The organism is Frigoribacterium faeni (assembly GCF_007988805.1).
Lineage (GTDB): Bacteria > Actinomycetota > Actinomycetes > Actinomycetales > Microbacteriaceae > Frigoribacterium > Frigoribacterium faeni.
Genome location: NZ_BJUV01000002.1, coordinates 99,946 through 114,573, shown reverse-complemented (window position 1 = coordinate 114,573; position 14,628 = coordinate 99,946). Strand labels below are relative to the sequence as shown.

Here is a 14,628-nt window from a genome sequence, read left to right as displayed (position 1 = left end):
GAGGGTGGAGGGGACCATGACTAGGCTGGACCGGCCATGATCCAGACGACAGACCTTCGCGGAAGCCACCCTACTCACGCCGACCTGCTCGACCTCGTCCCCCGTGCGCGGACGGACGTCTCGGTCGTGGCCGACGCGGCCGCCCAGCTGGTCGCCGGCGTGCGGGAGCGCGGAGCGGACGCACTGCGTGATCAGGCCGAACGCTTCGACGGTGTCCGGACTGAGACGTTCCGCGTGCCGGCCGAGGCCATCGCCACCGCCGTCGACGAGCTCGACCCGCTGGTGCGCGAGGCCCTCGAGGAGTCGATCGTCCGGGTGACGGCCGGCAGCCGGGCGCAGATCCCCGCATCGACCGTCACGCGGCCCGCCGACGGAGCCGTCATCGAGCAGCGATGGCAGCCCGTCTCGCGCGCCGGGGTCTACGTGCCGGGCGGCAAGGCCGTCTACCCGTCCAGCGTCGTCATGAACGTCGTCCCCGCTCAGGTGGCCGGCGTGGGGTCCATCGCCGTCGTGAGCCCCGCCCAACGCGAGTTCGGGGGAGGGGTGCACCCGGTCATCCTCGGCGCCGCCGGCCTGCTCGGCGTCGACGAGGTGTACGCCATGGGCGGAGCAGGGGCCATCGGCGCACTGGCCTACGGAGTGCCCGAGATCGGCCTCGAGCCCGTCCAGGTCATCACGGGTCCCGGCAACAACTTCGTCGCCGCCGCCAAGCAGCTCGTGCGCGGTCAGGTCGGCATCGACGCGGTGGCCGGCGCCACCGAGATCCTGGTGATCGCCGACTCCAGCGCGGATCCGACCCTCGTGGCGGTCGACCTGATCAGCCAGGCGGAGCACGACGAGGAGGCCGCGGCCGTGCTCGTGACCGACTCCGAGGAGCTCGTGCTCGCGGTGCGTCGCGAGCTCGAACGGCTGGTTCCCCTGACGATGAGCTCGAGCCGGGTGGCCGTGGCCCTGGACGGCCGCCAGTCGGCCCTCGTGATCGTCGACGACATGGCCGCGGCCGTGGCGTTCAGCAACGCCTACGGACCCGAGCACCTCGAGATCCAGACGCGAGACGACGAGGCCGTCCTGGCGGAGATCACCAGCGCCGGCGCGGTCTTCGTCGGAGCGAGCACCCCCGTGAGTCTCGGGGACTACCTGGCCGGCTCGAATCACGTGCTGCCCACGGGCGGTCAAGCGCGGTTCTCGTCGGGCCTCGGGGCCTACACGTTCCTGCGCCCGCAGCAGATCGTGCGCTACGGACCGTCCGCGCTGGCCGAGGTGGCCGACCGGCTGGTCGCGTTGTCGCGGGCGGAGCTCCTCCCCGCCCACGGCGAGGCCGTCGCGGCCCGCATCGTCCGCCCCTGAGCCGTCGGCGGCGGGTCCCGCTCCCAGTACGCTGAACGGACCATGTTCTGTCCTTTCTGCCGCCACCCCGATTCCCGCGTCGTCGACTCGCGCACGAGCGACGACGGCACCAGCATCCGACGTCGCCGGCAGTGTCCGCACTGCGGGCGCCGGTTCAGCACGACGGAGACCGCCAGCCTCAACGTCGTGAAACGCAACGGGGTGCTCGAGCCGTTCAGTCGCGAGAAGATCATCTCCGGCGTCCGGAAGGCGTGCCAGGGCAGGCCCGTCACCGACGGCGACCTCGCGGTCCTGGCGCAGAAGGTCGAAGAGGCCGTCCGCGCCAGCGGGACGTCGCAGATCGAGGCGAACGACATCGGTCTGGCCATCCTCCCGCCGCTCCGCGAGCTCGACGAGGTCGCGTACCTGCGATTCGCCAGCGTGTACCAGGCCTTCGACTCGCTGGAGGACTTCGAGTCGTCGATCGCCACCCTGCGTGAGGAGCACGCAGGGCGCGCGCGCCCGGTCCGGTCGGTGGACGAATGACGACCCCGTACCGCGTCCTGTTCGACCTGGTGCTTTCCCGGATGGATCCCGAGGACGCGCACCATCTCGCCTTCCGGGTGATCCGCGCCCTGCCGCGGCTGGGGCTCGGGCCCGTCGTCCGTCGTCTGACGGCGCCCCATCCGTCGCTGGCCGTGTCCGCTCTCGGCCTCCGCTTCGACTCGCCGTTCGGTGTCGCCGCCGGCTTCGACAAGGACGCCCGGGGGATCGGGGGCCTGGGCGTCCTCGGGTTCGGACACGTCGAGGTCGGCACGATCACGGCCCGTCCTCAGCCCGGCAACGACCGTCCGCGACTGTTCCGGCTGGTGCCCGACCTCGCGGTCGTGAACCGGATGGGATTCAACAACGGAGGCGCGCAGCAGGCGGCGACGGAGCTCGCCAAGGCCCGGAGCGCCCCCCGACGGCCCGTGATCGGAGTCAACATCGGCAAGAGCCGCGTCGTCGACGTCGACGACGCGGTCGACGACTACCTGGTCAGCACGCGACTCCTCGCCCCCCTGGCCGACTACCTCGCCGTCAACGTGAGCTCGCCGAACACGCCGGGTCTCCGGGGGCTCCAGGAGCTCGACCGCTTGACTCCGCTGCTGCGCGCCGTGGCCGACGCCGCCGGCGACACGCCCGTCCTGGTGAAGATCGCGCCCGATCTGACCGACGACGGCATCCGCAGGATCGGCGAGCTGGTCGGCGAGCTCGGCCTGGCCGGGGTCATCGCGACCAATACGACGCTGTCGCGTGACGGCCTGGCGACGGACCCCGCTGTGGTGGCCGCCGCCGGAGCCGGGGGAGTCTCGGGAGCCCCTCTCGCCTCCCGATCGCTCGAGGTCCTGCGGGTCCTCCGCGAGTCCGTCCCCGAGGGGACCTGCCTGGTGTCCGTCGGCGGGGTGACGACCGCCGCCGACGTCGAGGAACGGCTCCGAGCGGGAGCGACGCTGGTGCAGGGCTACACGGCGTTCCTCTACCGCGGCCCGTTGTGGGCCCGGCAGGTGAACCGGGGTCTCCGACGGCTCCGACGGCGCGCCTGACCCGCTGGACGACGACGCCGCTCGCCAGGCACGGAGGTGCGGGGGAGCGGCGTCGGCGCGTCGAGGGCGCGAGGACTAGACGGTCGGGTACTGACCGCGCTTGACCTGCGGCTTGGGCATCCGCATCGGCTTCATCTGCATGGCGCGCATGGCGGCGTACCACTTGTTGCCTCGCTGCACGTTCCCGGCGCCGTACTTCTCGGTGAGCTTCGTGGTGATGAGCCGGCCGACGACGAAGCAGTCCACGATGGCCACGAGGAAGAATCCCCAGAGCACGAACAGGGTGATCATCTGGATGGCGGCCACCTGGATGATGCTCATGACGATGACCAGCACCATGATCGGGATCATGGCCTCGCCCACGCTGTAGCGGGCGTCGACGTAGTCGCGGATGAACCGGCGCTGAGGGCCCTTGTCGCGTTCCGGCAGGAACTTCTCCTCGCCGTTCGCCATGCCCACGCGCTGGCGCTCGCGCACCTCGGCGAGACGGGCGCGTTGCGCCTTCTGGGCCTCCTTGCCGGTCGCCACCAGGGGCCGGCGATTGGCCTCCTCGCGCTCCCGGCGCGTCGGGGTCGGGCGTCCCTTTCCGATCGTCGTCGATTCGGGTTCGACGACCTGGGTCGTCGAGTCGGTCTTGTCTTCTGCCTTGGCCACGGAAATCCTCGGGGTTGATCGAGTTCCTAAGATTACCTGCATGACCGTCTCGCAGCACCCCGCCCAACCGACCGATCCTCGTACTGTCAGCGAACTCGCGGAGGCCGTCCACGCGGGACTGCCGACGACGATCGCCGATCTGTCGTCCCTCGTCCGCATCCCCTCCGTGTCGTGGGAGGCCTTCGACCCGTCCCACGTCGCCGCGAGCGCCGATGCCGTGGCTCGGCTGGTCGAGGAGACGGGCCTGTTCGACGAGGTCCGCGTCAGCCGCGCCCCGATCGGCTCGACCGGCCTCACCGGTCAGCCCGCCGTGCTGGCCCGGCGCGAGGCCCGGGACGGCAAGAAGACCGTCCTGCTCTACGCGCACCACGACGTGCAGCCCCAGGGCGACGACGCCGACTGGGACACCCCGCCGTTCGAGCCGACCTTGAAGGGCGAGCGGCTGTACGGTCGCGGAGCGTCCGACGACAAGGCCGGAGTGATGACCCACGTCGCCGCGCTGCGTGCCGTCCGCGACGTGATCGGCGACGACCTGGGGGTGGGCGTCGCCCTCTTCATCGAGGGGGAGGAGGAGTTCGGCTCGCGGTCGTTCGCCGACTTCCTGGCCCAGCACCGCGACGAGCTCGAGGCCGACGTCATCGTCGTCGCCGACTCCGACAACTGGAGCACGACGGTGCCCGCCATCACGGTCGGCCTCCGGGGCAACGTGACGTTCCGGCTCACCGTCCGCACGCTCTCGCACGCGTCCCACTCCGGGATGCTCGGAGGCGCGGTGCCCGACGCGATGCTGGCCATGGTCAAGCTGCTCGCCACGCTCCACGACGACGAGGGCAGCGTGGCCGTCCCCGGGCTCCTCAGCCGCGACGCCGATCACCCGGAGCAGACGGAGGAGAAGCTCCGCGAGGAGTCCGGGCTCCTCGAGGGCGTGCGTCCGATCGGTCGAGGCCCCCTCCTCAGCCGCGTCTGGTCGCAGCCGTCGCTGACGGTCACGGGCATCGACGCCCCGAGCGTGGCGAACGCCTCGAACACCCTGGCGCCCGAGGTGTCGGTCAGGATCAGCGCCCGCATCGCGCCCGGTCAGACGGCCGACTCGGCGTTCGAGGCCATCGAGGCCCATCTGCGTGCGGCCGCACCGTTCGGCGCGCACCTCGCGATCGACGACGTCGACAAGGGCGATCCGTTCCTCGTGGACGCGAGCGGGCCGGCCATCGCCGACGTGACGGTCGCGATGACGGAGGCCTGGGGCACCGCGCCCGTCCAGACCGGGATCGGCGGATCCATCCCGTTCATCGCCGACCTGGTCAAGACCTTCCCGGAGGCCGAGATCCTCGTCACCGGCGTCGAGGATCCCGACACGCGGGCGCACAGCCCCAACGAGTCGCAGCACCTGGGGGTCCTCCAGCGGGCGATCCTCAGCGAGGCCATCCTGATCGCCCGTCTCGACGCCGGCCGATGACGACCCGGGGAGGCGCGAGCCAGGAACAAATCCGGGGTTCCGCTGCTTACACTGGTCGACGACGCGTGCACAGCGCTCACATCCGCCCGAAGGAGGCTCCATGACCGACACAGCGACTCCCATCGTCGACACGGCCGTTCCGCTCGCGACACCGGCCCACGGCGTCACGCTCACCGACACCGCCGCAGGGAAGGTCAAGAGCCTCCTGACGCAGGAGGGCCGTGACGATCTGCGACTCCGTGTCGCGGTCCAGCCCGGCGGATGCTCCGGCCTCATCTACCAGCTCTACTTCGACGAGCGACTGCTCGAGAACGACGCCACCGTCGACTACGACGGTGTCGAGGTCGTCGTCGACAAGATGAGCGTCCCCTACCTCGATGGTGCCGCCATCGACTTCGAGGACACCATCCAGAAGCAGGGGTTCACGATCGACAACCCGAATGCTCAGGGCAGCTGCGCCTGCGGCGACAGCTTCCACTGAGCCTCTCTCGCTCTGGTTCCCCCGGGGAGCCGCCCGTACCGGGCGGCTCCCCGGTCCCGTTAAGTCGTTCGGCGTCGAACATTGCGGCGTGCTGTGTGCGGAGGGCGGGGCAACCTGCGAGTAGGCTAGGTAAGTCCCCTTCTAGACTGGGAACACCCCCCGCAGTCGTGTCATCCGAGAGGTAACAGTGCGTTCTCATCGCCGTATTCGTTGGGCCGCCATCCCCGTGGCAGCCGTCATGGCCCTCGTGCTCGCAGGGTGCACGCAAGATCAGCTGCAGGGATGGCTGCCGACCGAGGCCGGGACGACGAACCACGTCGACAGCATCATCGGTCTCTGGGTCACCTCGTGGATCGTCCTCCTCATCGTCGGTCTCATCGTGTGGGGCCTGGTCATCTGGGCCTCCATCGCCTACCGCCGACGCAAGGGTCAGACGGGCCTCCCGGTGCAGCTCCGGTACAACCTGCCGATCGAGATCTTCTACACGGTCGTGCCGCTGATCCTCGTGCTCGGCTTCTTCGCCTTCACGGCTCGCGACCAGGCCGCCATCGAGGCGCCGACCGCGAACCCCGACGTCAAGATCGACGTGTACGCCAAGCGCTGGGCGTGGGACTTCAACTACATCGATCAGCAGAACGAAGACGAGAGCACCTACTACCAGGGCATCCAGGCTCAAGAGGAAGCCGACGGCACGGTCGACGAGAGCCAGCTGCCCGTCCTCTACCTGCCGGTCAACAAGACGGTCGAGATCGAGCTCAAGTCGCGCGACGTGGCGCACTCGTTCTGGGTGGTGGACTTCCTCTACAAGAAGGACACCATCCCCGGGAAGACCAACTACATGTACTTCACGCCCGAGAAGGAGGGCACCTTCACCGGGAAGTGCGCCGAGCTCTGCGGCGAGTACCACTCGTTGATGCTGTTCAACGTGAAGGTCGTCAGTCAGGACGAGTACGACGCCTACCAGCAGACTCTCGCCGACGAGGGCAACACCGGTCTGCTCGGCGACGAGTACAACACCAACACCAACCAGCCGAACAACGAGGCGCCCGTCGCCTCCGGCGCCGAAGACTCCGAGAAGTAAGGCACAGGTTCGATGAGCTCAGCCACCGCCACCCGTCCCACCGGAGGAGCGTCCTCCTCCGGTCCGAACTTCGGCGCCTCCAAGGTCGGCCGAAAAGGCAACGTCGTCGTCAGCTGGATCACGTCGACCGACCACAAGACCATCGGGTACATGTACCTGATCGCCTCGTTCCTCTTCTTCTGCCTCGGCGGAGTCATGGCGCTCATCATCCGCGCTCAGCTCTTCGCCCCCGGTCTCGACGTCGTGCAGACCAAGGAGCAGTACAACCAGCTCTTCACCATGCACGGCACGATCATGCTGCTCATGTTCGCGACCCCCCTGTTCTCCGGGTTCGCGAACGTGCTCATGCCGTTGCAGATCGGCGCCCCCGACGTCGCCTTCCCGCGACTGAACGGCTTCGCGTTCTGGCTGTACCTCTTCGGCTCGCTGATCGCCGTGGCCGGCTTCCTCACCCCGCAGGGCGCGGCGTCGTTCGGGTGGTTCGCCTACGCGCCGTTGTCGGATACGACCTTCTCGCCAGGGTTAGGTGGAAACCTCTGGGTCTTCGGCCTGGGCATGACGGGCTTCAGCACGATCCTCGGCGCCGTGAACTTCATCACCACCATCGTGACGATGCGCGCTCCCGGCATGACGATGTGGCGCATGCCCATCTTCACCTGGAACACGCTGATCACGGCGATCCTCGTGATCATGGCGTTCCCCGTCCTGGCCGCCGCCCTGTTCGGCCTCGGCTTCGACCGGGTGTTCGACGCCCAGGTGTTCAACCCCGCCAATGGTGGAGCCATCCTGTGGCAGCACCTGTTCTGGTTCTTCGGTCACCCCGAGGTCTACATCATCGCGTTGCCCTTCTTCGGGATCATCAGCGAGGTCCTTCCCGTGTTCAGCCGCAAGCCGATCTTCGGGTACAAGACGCTGGTCTACGCCACCATCGCCATCGCCGCGCTGTCGGTGACCGTGTGGGCTCACCACATGTACGTCACGGGCTCCGTCCTCCTGCCGTTCTTCTCGCTCATGACGATGCTCATCGCCGTGCCGACGGGCGTGAAGATCTTCAACTGGATCGGCACGATGTGGCGTGGATCGGTCACCTTCGAGACGCCGATGCTGTGGGCGATCGGATTCCTGATCACCTTCACGTTCGGTGGTCTGACCGGTGTCATCCTCGCCTCGCCGCCCCTCGACTTCCACGTCTCCGACACGTACTTCGTCGTGGCGCACTTCCACTACGTCGTGTTCGGTACCGTCGTCTTCGCGATGTTCTCGGGCTTCTACTTCTGGTGGCCCAAGTGGACCGGCAAGATGCTCAACGAGCGTCTCGGCAAGATCCACTTCTGGATGCTCTTCATCGGGTTCCACACGACGTTCCTGGTGCAGCACTGGCTCGGCGTCATGGGCATGCCCCGCCGGTACGCGACCTATCAGCCCGAGGACCACTTCACGTGGATGAACCAGCTGTCGACCATCGGAGCCATGCTCCTCGGCGTGTCGATCCTGCCCTTCCTCTACAACGTGTACATCACGGCTCGTCGGGCTCCCAAGGTCGAGGTGAACGACCCCTGGGGTTACTCCCGCTCGCTCGAGTGGGCCACCTCGTGCCCGCCGCCGCGTCACAACTTCACATCCATCCCGCGCATCCGCTCGGAGTCGCCCGCGTTCGACCTGAACCACCCCGAGGCCGGCCTCCCCGTCGGCATCGGTCCGGTGAAGGACGCTCCCGACGCTCCGACGTACGACGCTGCCAGTGACAAGGTGAAGTAGGCGACCGATGAAGACCAACGCAACGCTGTTCTGGATCCTCGCGATCTTCTTCTTCCTCATGGCCGCCGTCTACACGGTGTGGAACATCATCGACACCGGAAAGGTCGAATGGGCCGGCACGGTCGCCATTCCCCTGGCCGGCATGCTGAGTGTGTTCCTGGCCTTCTACATGGGTCGTTCGCACGGCGCCCAGGGCGGTGAGCTGCCCGAGGACCGTCTCGATGCGAACATCGATGACGCCGATCCCGAGCTCGGGCACTTCAGCCCCTGGTCGTGGTGGCCCATACTTTTGGCTTTCGCCTGTGGTCTGATATTCTTGGCTCTAGCGGTTGGTATGTGGATCATCTACATCGGCGCGGCTCTGGTAGCTGTGTCGCTCGTGGGTTGGGTTTACGAGTACTACCGCGGCAACTTCGTGCACTAACGGTTCACATCCCCGTGCACGAGCGGCAACGGCCCCCTCCATCTGGTGGGGGCCGTTGTTGGATTAAGAGGTGGAGCCTCAGATGTCGACGACGTCCGAACAGCCGTGAGCTCGCAAGATCCATCGAGTGAGGGAGCGGCTGCGGCCACCATGCCTCGCAAGACGGCGACTCGCTGTCGGAGGGGAGGTGCTGCAGGGGAGGCGGTGCGCGGGAGGCGGTGGGCGGGAGGCGGTGCGCGGGAGGCGGTGCGCGGGAGGCGGTGCGCGGGAGGCGGTGCGCGGGAGGCGGTGCGCGGGCATGCAGCCGTCAGGCCGTTGGTCGATCGCTGCGGCGATCGTCGCAGTGCTGTGCATCGCCTGGACTCGTCGACGACCGACAAGCGTCAGCGATGGCCTGCGAGAGCGCGAGAGCACGAGAGCGGGCCGTCCGACAGCGGCCGCCCCGCCGCAAGGGCGGAGACGCTCGAAGGCGAGCCTCAGGCCACCATGCTTCGGCACGACTGCCGATTGTGACGGAAACACTGCTGCGATCGGTTCTGGGCTAAGGGCATCCCCGGGGCGAGACGGGCCGGTAAACCGGCGTGCCTGGCGGCGAGCAGCAGGCGCATCCAGGTGGACTCCACCGGGACGCTCAGCGCCCGCTGGGTGCCACCGACTCCCGCCCCTGCCGTGCACGGGGTTGCGTCGTAGAGCCGCAGCCACAGCCACAGCCACAGCCACAGCCACGGGCGTCGGCACGGGCGTCGGCACGGGCGTCGGCACAGACGCGACGACGAGGCGATGTGCTGGACGAGACGTGATGTCGTGCATCTACGGAACCGTCATGTCTGCAGCGTGGTCCCGTTCGGCTACCCGCCGCGCCGCCACCAGTCCGGGTCGCGGGATCAGGTGACGTCGAGGTGTCAGCCTCACGAGTGGCGTGCATGGCCGCGCTGGACCAGGGCATGGAAGGAGATCCGCTCCAGGCATTCCAACCTCGGACGCGTCTTAGCAGGCTGCGCCGTCGATGGGTTGCCAGTCAGGCACCGCGGTCCCCGATCGAGACCCCGCACAGCACGACCTGCGGGAACCGGCCCACTGACCCCGCCTCGCGCCCACCGATTCTTACAGGCGTGAGGACCCCGACAGGAGACCAGCGACCCCGGCAGGGCACCAGCGGCCCCGGCAGGGCACCAGCGGGCCCGGGCGGGCGTTCCGGGGACTGCTCGAGGCCGTCCCGGCGGGCAGAGGCGTCACGCCGTCCGGAAGGAGAGCTGGCGTGCCTCCGTCGCATCCTGGTGCGATGCAGGCGAATCCGTTCGCCCGACGAAGGGTGGAGGAGGCGCGATCGGTGTGGAGTCGATCACTCACTCCTCAGCGGTGTGAAGGCGACGGACCCCGCAGCTCATCACAGACCTCGAGCAGGGTAGAGGCGCGAGTCCGAGAATCGTGCGGGCCGTCCCCTGATGGTTCCGTCCTCGTGGGGGAGAACGGGCGAACAGCCGGCGGGTGGAACGATGACGGCGGTTCGCCCGAGACGGGCATGGAACGTTCTGGGCCCCGGGGGAAGAAGAAGGCCCGGCCTCCCGTGAGGGGTGGCCGGGCCTTCTCAGAGCCGAGACTCAGTGGCTGTCGTCGTGGTGGGGCGCTTCGATCTCCGAACGCTTCACCGGGGCGATGCGATCCTCGAAGAAGAAAGAGGACATCGACGCACGGAGCTTCTGCACGGGCGAGATCTGACCGTTCGCATTCGGACGGATCATGAGCGGCTCGTACTCCGTGAAGTTGAGGAGTCGCCAGCGCTCGTACTCGTCGAGCTGCTCGTGGACCTCGACGAACTCCCCACCCGGCAGTCGGACGATGCGTCCGGACTCGTATCCGTGGAGGGCGATCTCACGGTCCTTCTTCTGCAGACCCAGGCAGACGCGCTTGGTGATCCAGAAGGCCACGAACGGTCCGAGGATCAAGCACGCCTGGACTGCGTGGATGACGTAGTTCAGAGACAGATGGAAGTGGGTGGCCATCAGGTCCGAGCTCGCAGCCGCCCAGAGGCTGGCGTACACGACGATGCCGGCGGCGCCGATGGCGGTGCGTGTCGGAGCGTTGCGAGGACGGTCGAGGATGTGGTGCTCCCGCTTGTCGCCCGTGATCCACGCTTCGAGGAAGGGGTAGAGCAGGACGGCGAGGATGAAGACCACCAGGACGGCGATGGGAGCCAGGATGTTCATCGAGACCGTGTATCCGAACGCCACGAACTCCCACCCCGGCGGAACGAGCCGCAGGGCCCCGTCGGCGAATCCGATGTACCAGTCCGGCTGTGTACCGGCCGACACGGGGGAGGGGTCGTACGGACCGTAGTTCCAGATCGGGTTGATCGTGAAGAGGGAGGCGATGAGGACGATGACACCGAAGACGATGAAGAAGAATCCACCGGCCTTGGCAGCGAACACCGGCATGACCGGCACGCCCACCACGTTCTCGTTCGTCTTGCCGGGGCCCGCCCACTGCGTGTGCTTGTTGATGATGAGCAGGAGCAGGTGCACGCCGAGGAGCGCGATGAGCAGCGCCGGCAGCAGCATGATGTGCAGCGAGTAGAAGCGGCCCACCATGTCCGTACCAGGGAACTCGCCGCCGAACAGCAGGTAGGAGATCCAGACGCCGATGACCGGGATGCCCTTCACCATGCCGTCGATGATCCGCGCGCCGTTTCCGGAGAGCAGGTCGTCGGGGAGGGAGTAGCCCGTGAAGCCCTCGGCCATCGCGAGCACCCAGAGGGTGAAGCCGACGACCCAGTTGATCTCCCGCGGCTTGCGGAATGCGCCCGTGAAGTACACGCGCAGCATGTGCAGCATGATCGCGGCCACGAACAGCAGAGCCGCCCAGTGGTGGATCTGACGGAAGAGCAGCCCACCGCGGATGTCGAAGGAGATGTCGAGGGTCGACGCCATGGCCGCCGACATGTTCAGGCCCTTCAGCGGCACGTACGAGCCGTTGTAGTTGACCTCGGCCATCGACGGCTGGAAGAAGAACGTCAGGAACGTGCCCGAGAGCAGGATGACCACGAACGAGTAGAGGGCGACCTCGCCGAGCATGAACGACCAGTGGTCGGGGAAGATCTTGCGTCCGACCTCTTTGACGAGGCCCGACATGCTCGTGCGCTCGTCGACGTAGTTCGCCGCGGCGCCGAAGAACCGATTCGTCTTCGTCGGGGCGAAGGCCGGGACGGTGGTCGTCGTGTTCGACGGCTTGGTCTCGGTCTCCGGTGCAGGGGTGGTGGTGATCACTTGGCGCGCTCCCAGTAGCTCGGGCCCACGGGCTCGTGGAAATCACTCTGCGCGATGAGGTAACCATCGGCGTCGACAGCGATGGGCAGCTGCGGGAGGGGCCGCTTGGCCGGTCCGAAGATCACTTCGCAGTTGTTCGTCACGTCGAAGGTCGACTGGTGGCAGGGGCAGAGCAGGTGGTGGGTCTGCTGTTCGTACAGGGCCACAGGGCAGCCGACGTGCGTGCAGATCTTGGAGTACGCGACGATGCCGTCGTACTGCCAGCCCTCGCGTCCTTCCGGAATGTTGAGGTCTTCCGGCTTGAGGCGCATCAGCAGGACTGCGGCCTTGGCTTTCTCTTCGAGCAGGTGCTCGGACTCGTTGAGAGATTCGGGGATCACGTGGAAGACGGAGCCCAGCGTGATGTCGGAGGCGCGGATCCGTGCTCCGGAGGGGTCCATCGCGAGGTGCGTGCCCTCCTCCCAGAGGGTGTGGCGCAGCACCTCGTTCGGGTCTTCCGCAGGAGCGAGGTCGCGGAAGAGGACGACGGCGGGGAGCGGCGTCGCGACGAGCGCGCCGATGAGGCTGTTGCGGATCAGGGTGCGTCGTCCGAAGCCGGACTCCTGGTTTCCGAGGGCGAAGACCTCGACGGCCTTCTCTCGGGTCTCGTCGGTGCCCCGCGTGCTGTGACGCATCTCCGTGATCTCGCGAGCCGGCATCAGCGTCTTGGACCAGTGCACGGCCCCGATGCCGACGGAGAGGAGTCCGAGCGCGATACCGAGGCCGAGGAACAGGTTGTTCAGTCGGACGGAGCTCGAGTCACCCGACGTGATGGGGAACGCGATGTAGGCCCCGATGGCGGCGATGCTGCCGACGATCGAGAGGAAGAACCAGATGCTGACCTGGCGCTCGGCGCGCTTCTCGGCCTTGGGATCGATGTCCGTGACGCGATCGCGGTGCGGCGGCTCGCCCGGATTCTCGAAGACGTCGGCAGAGACGACGGCCGTTCCGGCCGACACCTGTCGAGGCTCGTGCCTCTCGACAGCCGAGCCCGTGATCGGGGCCTCGTCGTCGTGCTGTGCCATGGGTTATGCCTTTCGGTGAAGTACGGGAGAGCGACTAGTTGGATCGGGCGGTGAGCCAGATGGTCACGGCCACGATCGCTCCGAGTCCGAAGATCCAGATGAAGAGTCCCTCGGCGACAGGGCCGAGGCTCCCCAGCTCGAACCCGCCGGGGGACGGGTTGTTCTCCAGGTACTTGAGGTACGTGATGATGTCGGCCTTGTCCTGCGGCGACAGGTTCATGTCGTTGAAGACGGGCATGTTCTGCGGGCCGGTCAGCATGGCCTCGTAGATGTGGTTCGAAGCCACGCCGTCGAGGGCGGGAGCGAACTTGCCCTGTGTCAGAGCACCTCCGGCGCCGGCGACGTTGTGGCACATGGCGCAGTTGATGCGGAAGAGCTCGGCGCCGTTGGTCGTGTCACCGTCGGCCTGCAGATACTCGTCTGCGGGGATCGCCGGTCCGGGAGCGAGCGACGCGATGTAGGCGGCCATGTCGGCGACCTGCTCGTCGCTGAACTGCGTGGGCTTCTGCTCGGCCTGCGGGCCGTTGACCGCCATGGGCATGCGACCGGTGCCGACCTGGAAGTCGACGGCCGCCGAGCCGACGCCGATGAGGCTGGGGCCGTCGGCGGTGCCGGCGGCGCTCAGGCCGTGGCAGGTCGCGCAGTTCGAGGCGAAGAGCTTCTGGCCCTCGTCGATGCTCTGCTGCGATGCCGCGGGGGTGGCGCTGTCGTCGGCGGTGGCCGTCGATGAGAAGAGGGCGTACGCGCCTCCGGTGGTGAGGAGTCCCACGAGGATGAGGGACGCCGTCGCGAGCGGGCTGCGACGACCCTTCTTCTTGCGGCCGGATGACGAGGTTCGGGAGAACATGCTGTGTGAGCTATCCAATGCCTATTTGAGGACGTAGACGACCATGAAGAGGCCGATCCACACCACGTCGACGAAGTGCCAGTAGTACGAGACGACGATGGCGGTCGTCGCCTCCTTGTGACCGAAGTTCTTGACCGCGAACGCGCGGCCGATGGTCAGGAGGAACGCGATGAGTCCGCCGATGACGTGGGCTCCGTGGAAGCCGGTCGTCATGTAGAAGGCGGAGCCGTAGGCGTTGGAGCTGAGGGTGACGTGCTCCGAGATGAGGTGGGCGTACTCGAAGACCTGCAGGCAGATGAAGGCGGAGCCCATCGCGTAGGTGAGGAAGAACCACTCGACCATGCCCCACTGGCCGACCTGGAACAGTCGGCCCGTCCGGCGGGACTGCATGCGTTCGGCGGCGAAGACCCCGAACTGGCAGGTCACCGAGGAGAGCACCAGCATGATGGTGTTCGTCAGGGCGAACGGCACGTCGAGCTTGGCCGTCTCGAACTCCCAGAGACCGGGCGACGTGCTTCGCAGCGTGAAGTAGATGGCGAACAGACCCGCGAAGAACATGACCTCGCTGCCGAGCCACACGATGGTGCCCACGGCAACGGTGCTCGGTCGGTTGACGACCGGTCCGGAGGGTCTCGAGAGAGAGGTACTTGTCACGTGGTCCATTATGCCTGGAAAGTCGCCCTGGGTT

Annotated in this window: 13 protein-coding genes; 8 read left to right on the top strand and 5 right to left on the bottom strand. The window is 67.4% G+C overall.

The features are described from left to right. Positions 1-36 precede the first annotated feature (36 nt). Genes hisD through FFA01_RS01655 form a run of 3 tightly spaced genes read left to right on the top strand, consistent with a single transcriptional unit; the run spans position 37 to position 2,912 of the window. Positions 37-1,347 (top strand): histidinol dehydrogenase, encoded by a 1,311-nt coding sequence (gene hisD, locus FFA01_RS01665; RefSeq protein ID WP_146852307.1) that lies wholly within the window; start codon positions 37-39, stop codon positions 1,345-1,347. Between the two features lie 42 nt (positions 1,348-1,389). Then, the gene (nrdR, locus tag FFA01_RS01660; RefSeq protein ID WP_146852305.1) at positions 1,390-1,872 is read left to right on the top strand and encodes a transcriptional regulator NrdR; all 483 of its coding nucleotides are present in this window, start codon (positions 1,390-1,392) and stop codon (positions 1,870-1,872) included. Beyond that, positions 1,869-2,912 (top strand): quinone-dependent dihydroorotate dehydrogenase, encoded by a 1,044-nt coding sequence (locus FFA01_RS01655; RefSeq protein ID WP_146852302.1) that lies wholly within the window; start codon positions 1,869-1,871, stop codon positions 2,910-2,912. The genes nrdR and FFA01_RS01655 overlap by 4 nt, the downstream gene beginning before the upstream one ends. 75 nt (positions 2,913-2,987) lie before the next feature. Here the strand turns inward: FFA01_RS01655 and FFA01_RS01650 are convergent, their stop codons facing one another. Next, positions 2,988-3,566: a DUF3043 domain-containing protein gene (locus FFA01_RS01650; RefSeq protein WP_146852300.1), complete on the bottom strand. Its 579-nt coding sequence runs from the start codon at positions 3,564-3,566 to the stop codon at positions 2,988-2,990. Between the two features lie 40 nt (positions 3,567-3,606). Here FFA01_RS01650 and FFA01_RS01645 point away from each other — a divergent pair, with 40 nt between their 5' ends. From FFA01_RS01645 to FFA01_RS01625, 5 genes are all read left to right on the top strand, one after another. Further along, positions 3,607-5,022, top strand: a complete 1,416-nt coding sequence (locus FFA01_RS01645) for a dipeptidase (protein WP_146852298.1) — start codon at positions 3,607-3,609, stop codon at positions 5,020-5,022. A 100-nt stretch (positions 5,023-5,122) separates the two neighbouring features. Next, positions 5,123-5,503: an iron-sulfur cluster insertion protein ErpA gene (gene erpA, locus FFA01_RS01640; RefSeq protein WP_146852296.1), complete on the top strand. Its 381-nt coding sequence runs from the start codon at positions 5,123-5,125 to the stop codon at positions 5,501-5,503. A gap of 187 nt (positions 5,504-5,690) precedes the next feature. Further along, positions 5,691-6,584 (top strand): aa3-type cytochrome oxidase subunit II, encoded by an 894-nt coding sequence (gene ctaC / locus FFA01_RS01635; protein WP_443093381.1) that lies wholly within the window; start codon positions 5,691-5,693, stop codon positions 6,582-6,584. A 12-nt stretch (positions 6,585-6,596) separates the two neighbouring features. After that, a complete protein-coding gene (ctaD, locus tag FFA01_RS01630) occupies positions 6,597-8,342 on the top strand; it encodes an aa3-type cytochrome oxidase subunit I (RefSeq protein ID WP_146852292.1) in 1,746 nt (581 codons plus the stop codon). A 7-nt stretch (positions 8,343-8,349) separates the two neighbouring features. Then, positions 8,350-8,766, top strand: coding sequence for a cytochrome c oxidase subunit 4 (locus FFA01_RS01625; RefSeq protein WP_146852290.1), 417 nt, complete (start codon positions 8,350-8,352; stop codon positions 8,764-8,766). Between the two features lie 1,601 nt (positions 8,767-10,367). Here the strand turns inward: FFA01_RS01625 and qcrB are convergent. The 4 genes from qcrB to ctaE are packed head-to-tail and all read right to left on the bottom strand — an operon-like array spanning position 10,368 to position 14,603. Next, positions 10,368-12,029, bottom strand: coding sequence for a cytochrome bc1 complex cytochrome b subunit (gene qcrB, locus FFA01_RS01620; protein ID WP_244289646.1), 1,662 nt, complete (start codon positions 12,027-12,029; stop codon positions 10,368-10,370). Next, positions 12,026-13,093: a cytochrome bc1 complex Rieske iron-sulfur subunit gene (qcrA, locus tag FFA01_RS01615; protein WP_146852288.1), complete on the bottom strand. Its 1,068-nt coding sequence runs from the start codon at positions 13,091-13,093 to the stop codon at positions 12,026-12,028. The genes qcrB and qcrA overlap by 4 nt, the downstream gene beginning before the upstream one ends. A gap of 34 nt (positions 13,094-13,127) precedes the next feature. Further along, positions 13,128-13,940, bottom strand: coding sequence for a cytochrome bc1 complex diheme cytochrome c subunit (gene qcrC, locus FFA01_RS01610; RefSeq protein ID WP_146852286.1), 813 nt, complete (start codon positions 13,938-13,940; stop codon positions 13,128-13,130). Positions 13,941-13,961: 21 nt separating this feature from the next. Then, positions 13,962-14,603 carry an aa3-type cytochrome oxidase subunit III gene (ctaE, locus tag FFA01_RS01605; RefSeq protein WP_146852284.1) on the bottom strand — a complete coding sequence of 214 codons (642 nt, stop codon included), beginning with the start codon at positions 14,601-14,603 and terminating at the stop codon, positions 13,962-13,964. Between the last annotated feature and the right edge of the window lie 25 nt (positions 14,604-14,628).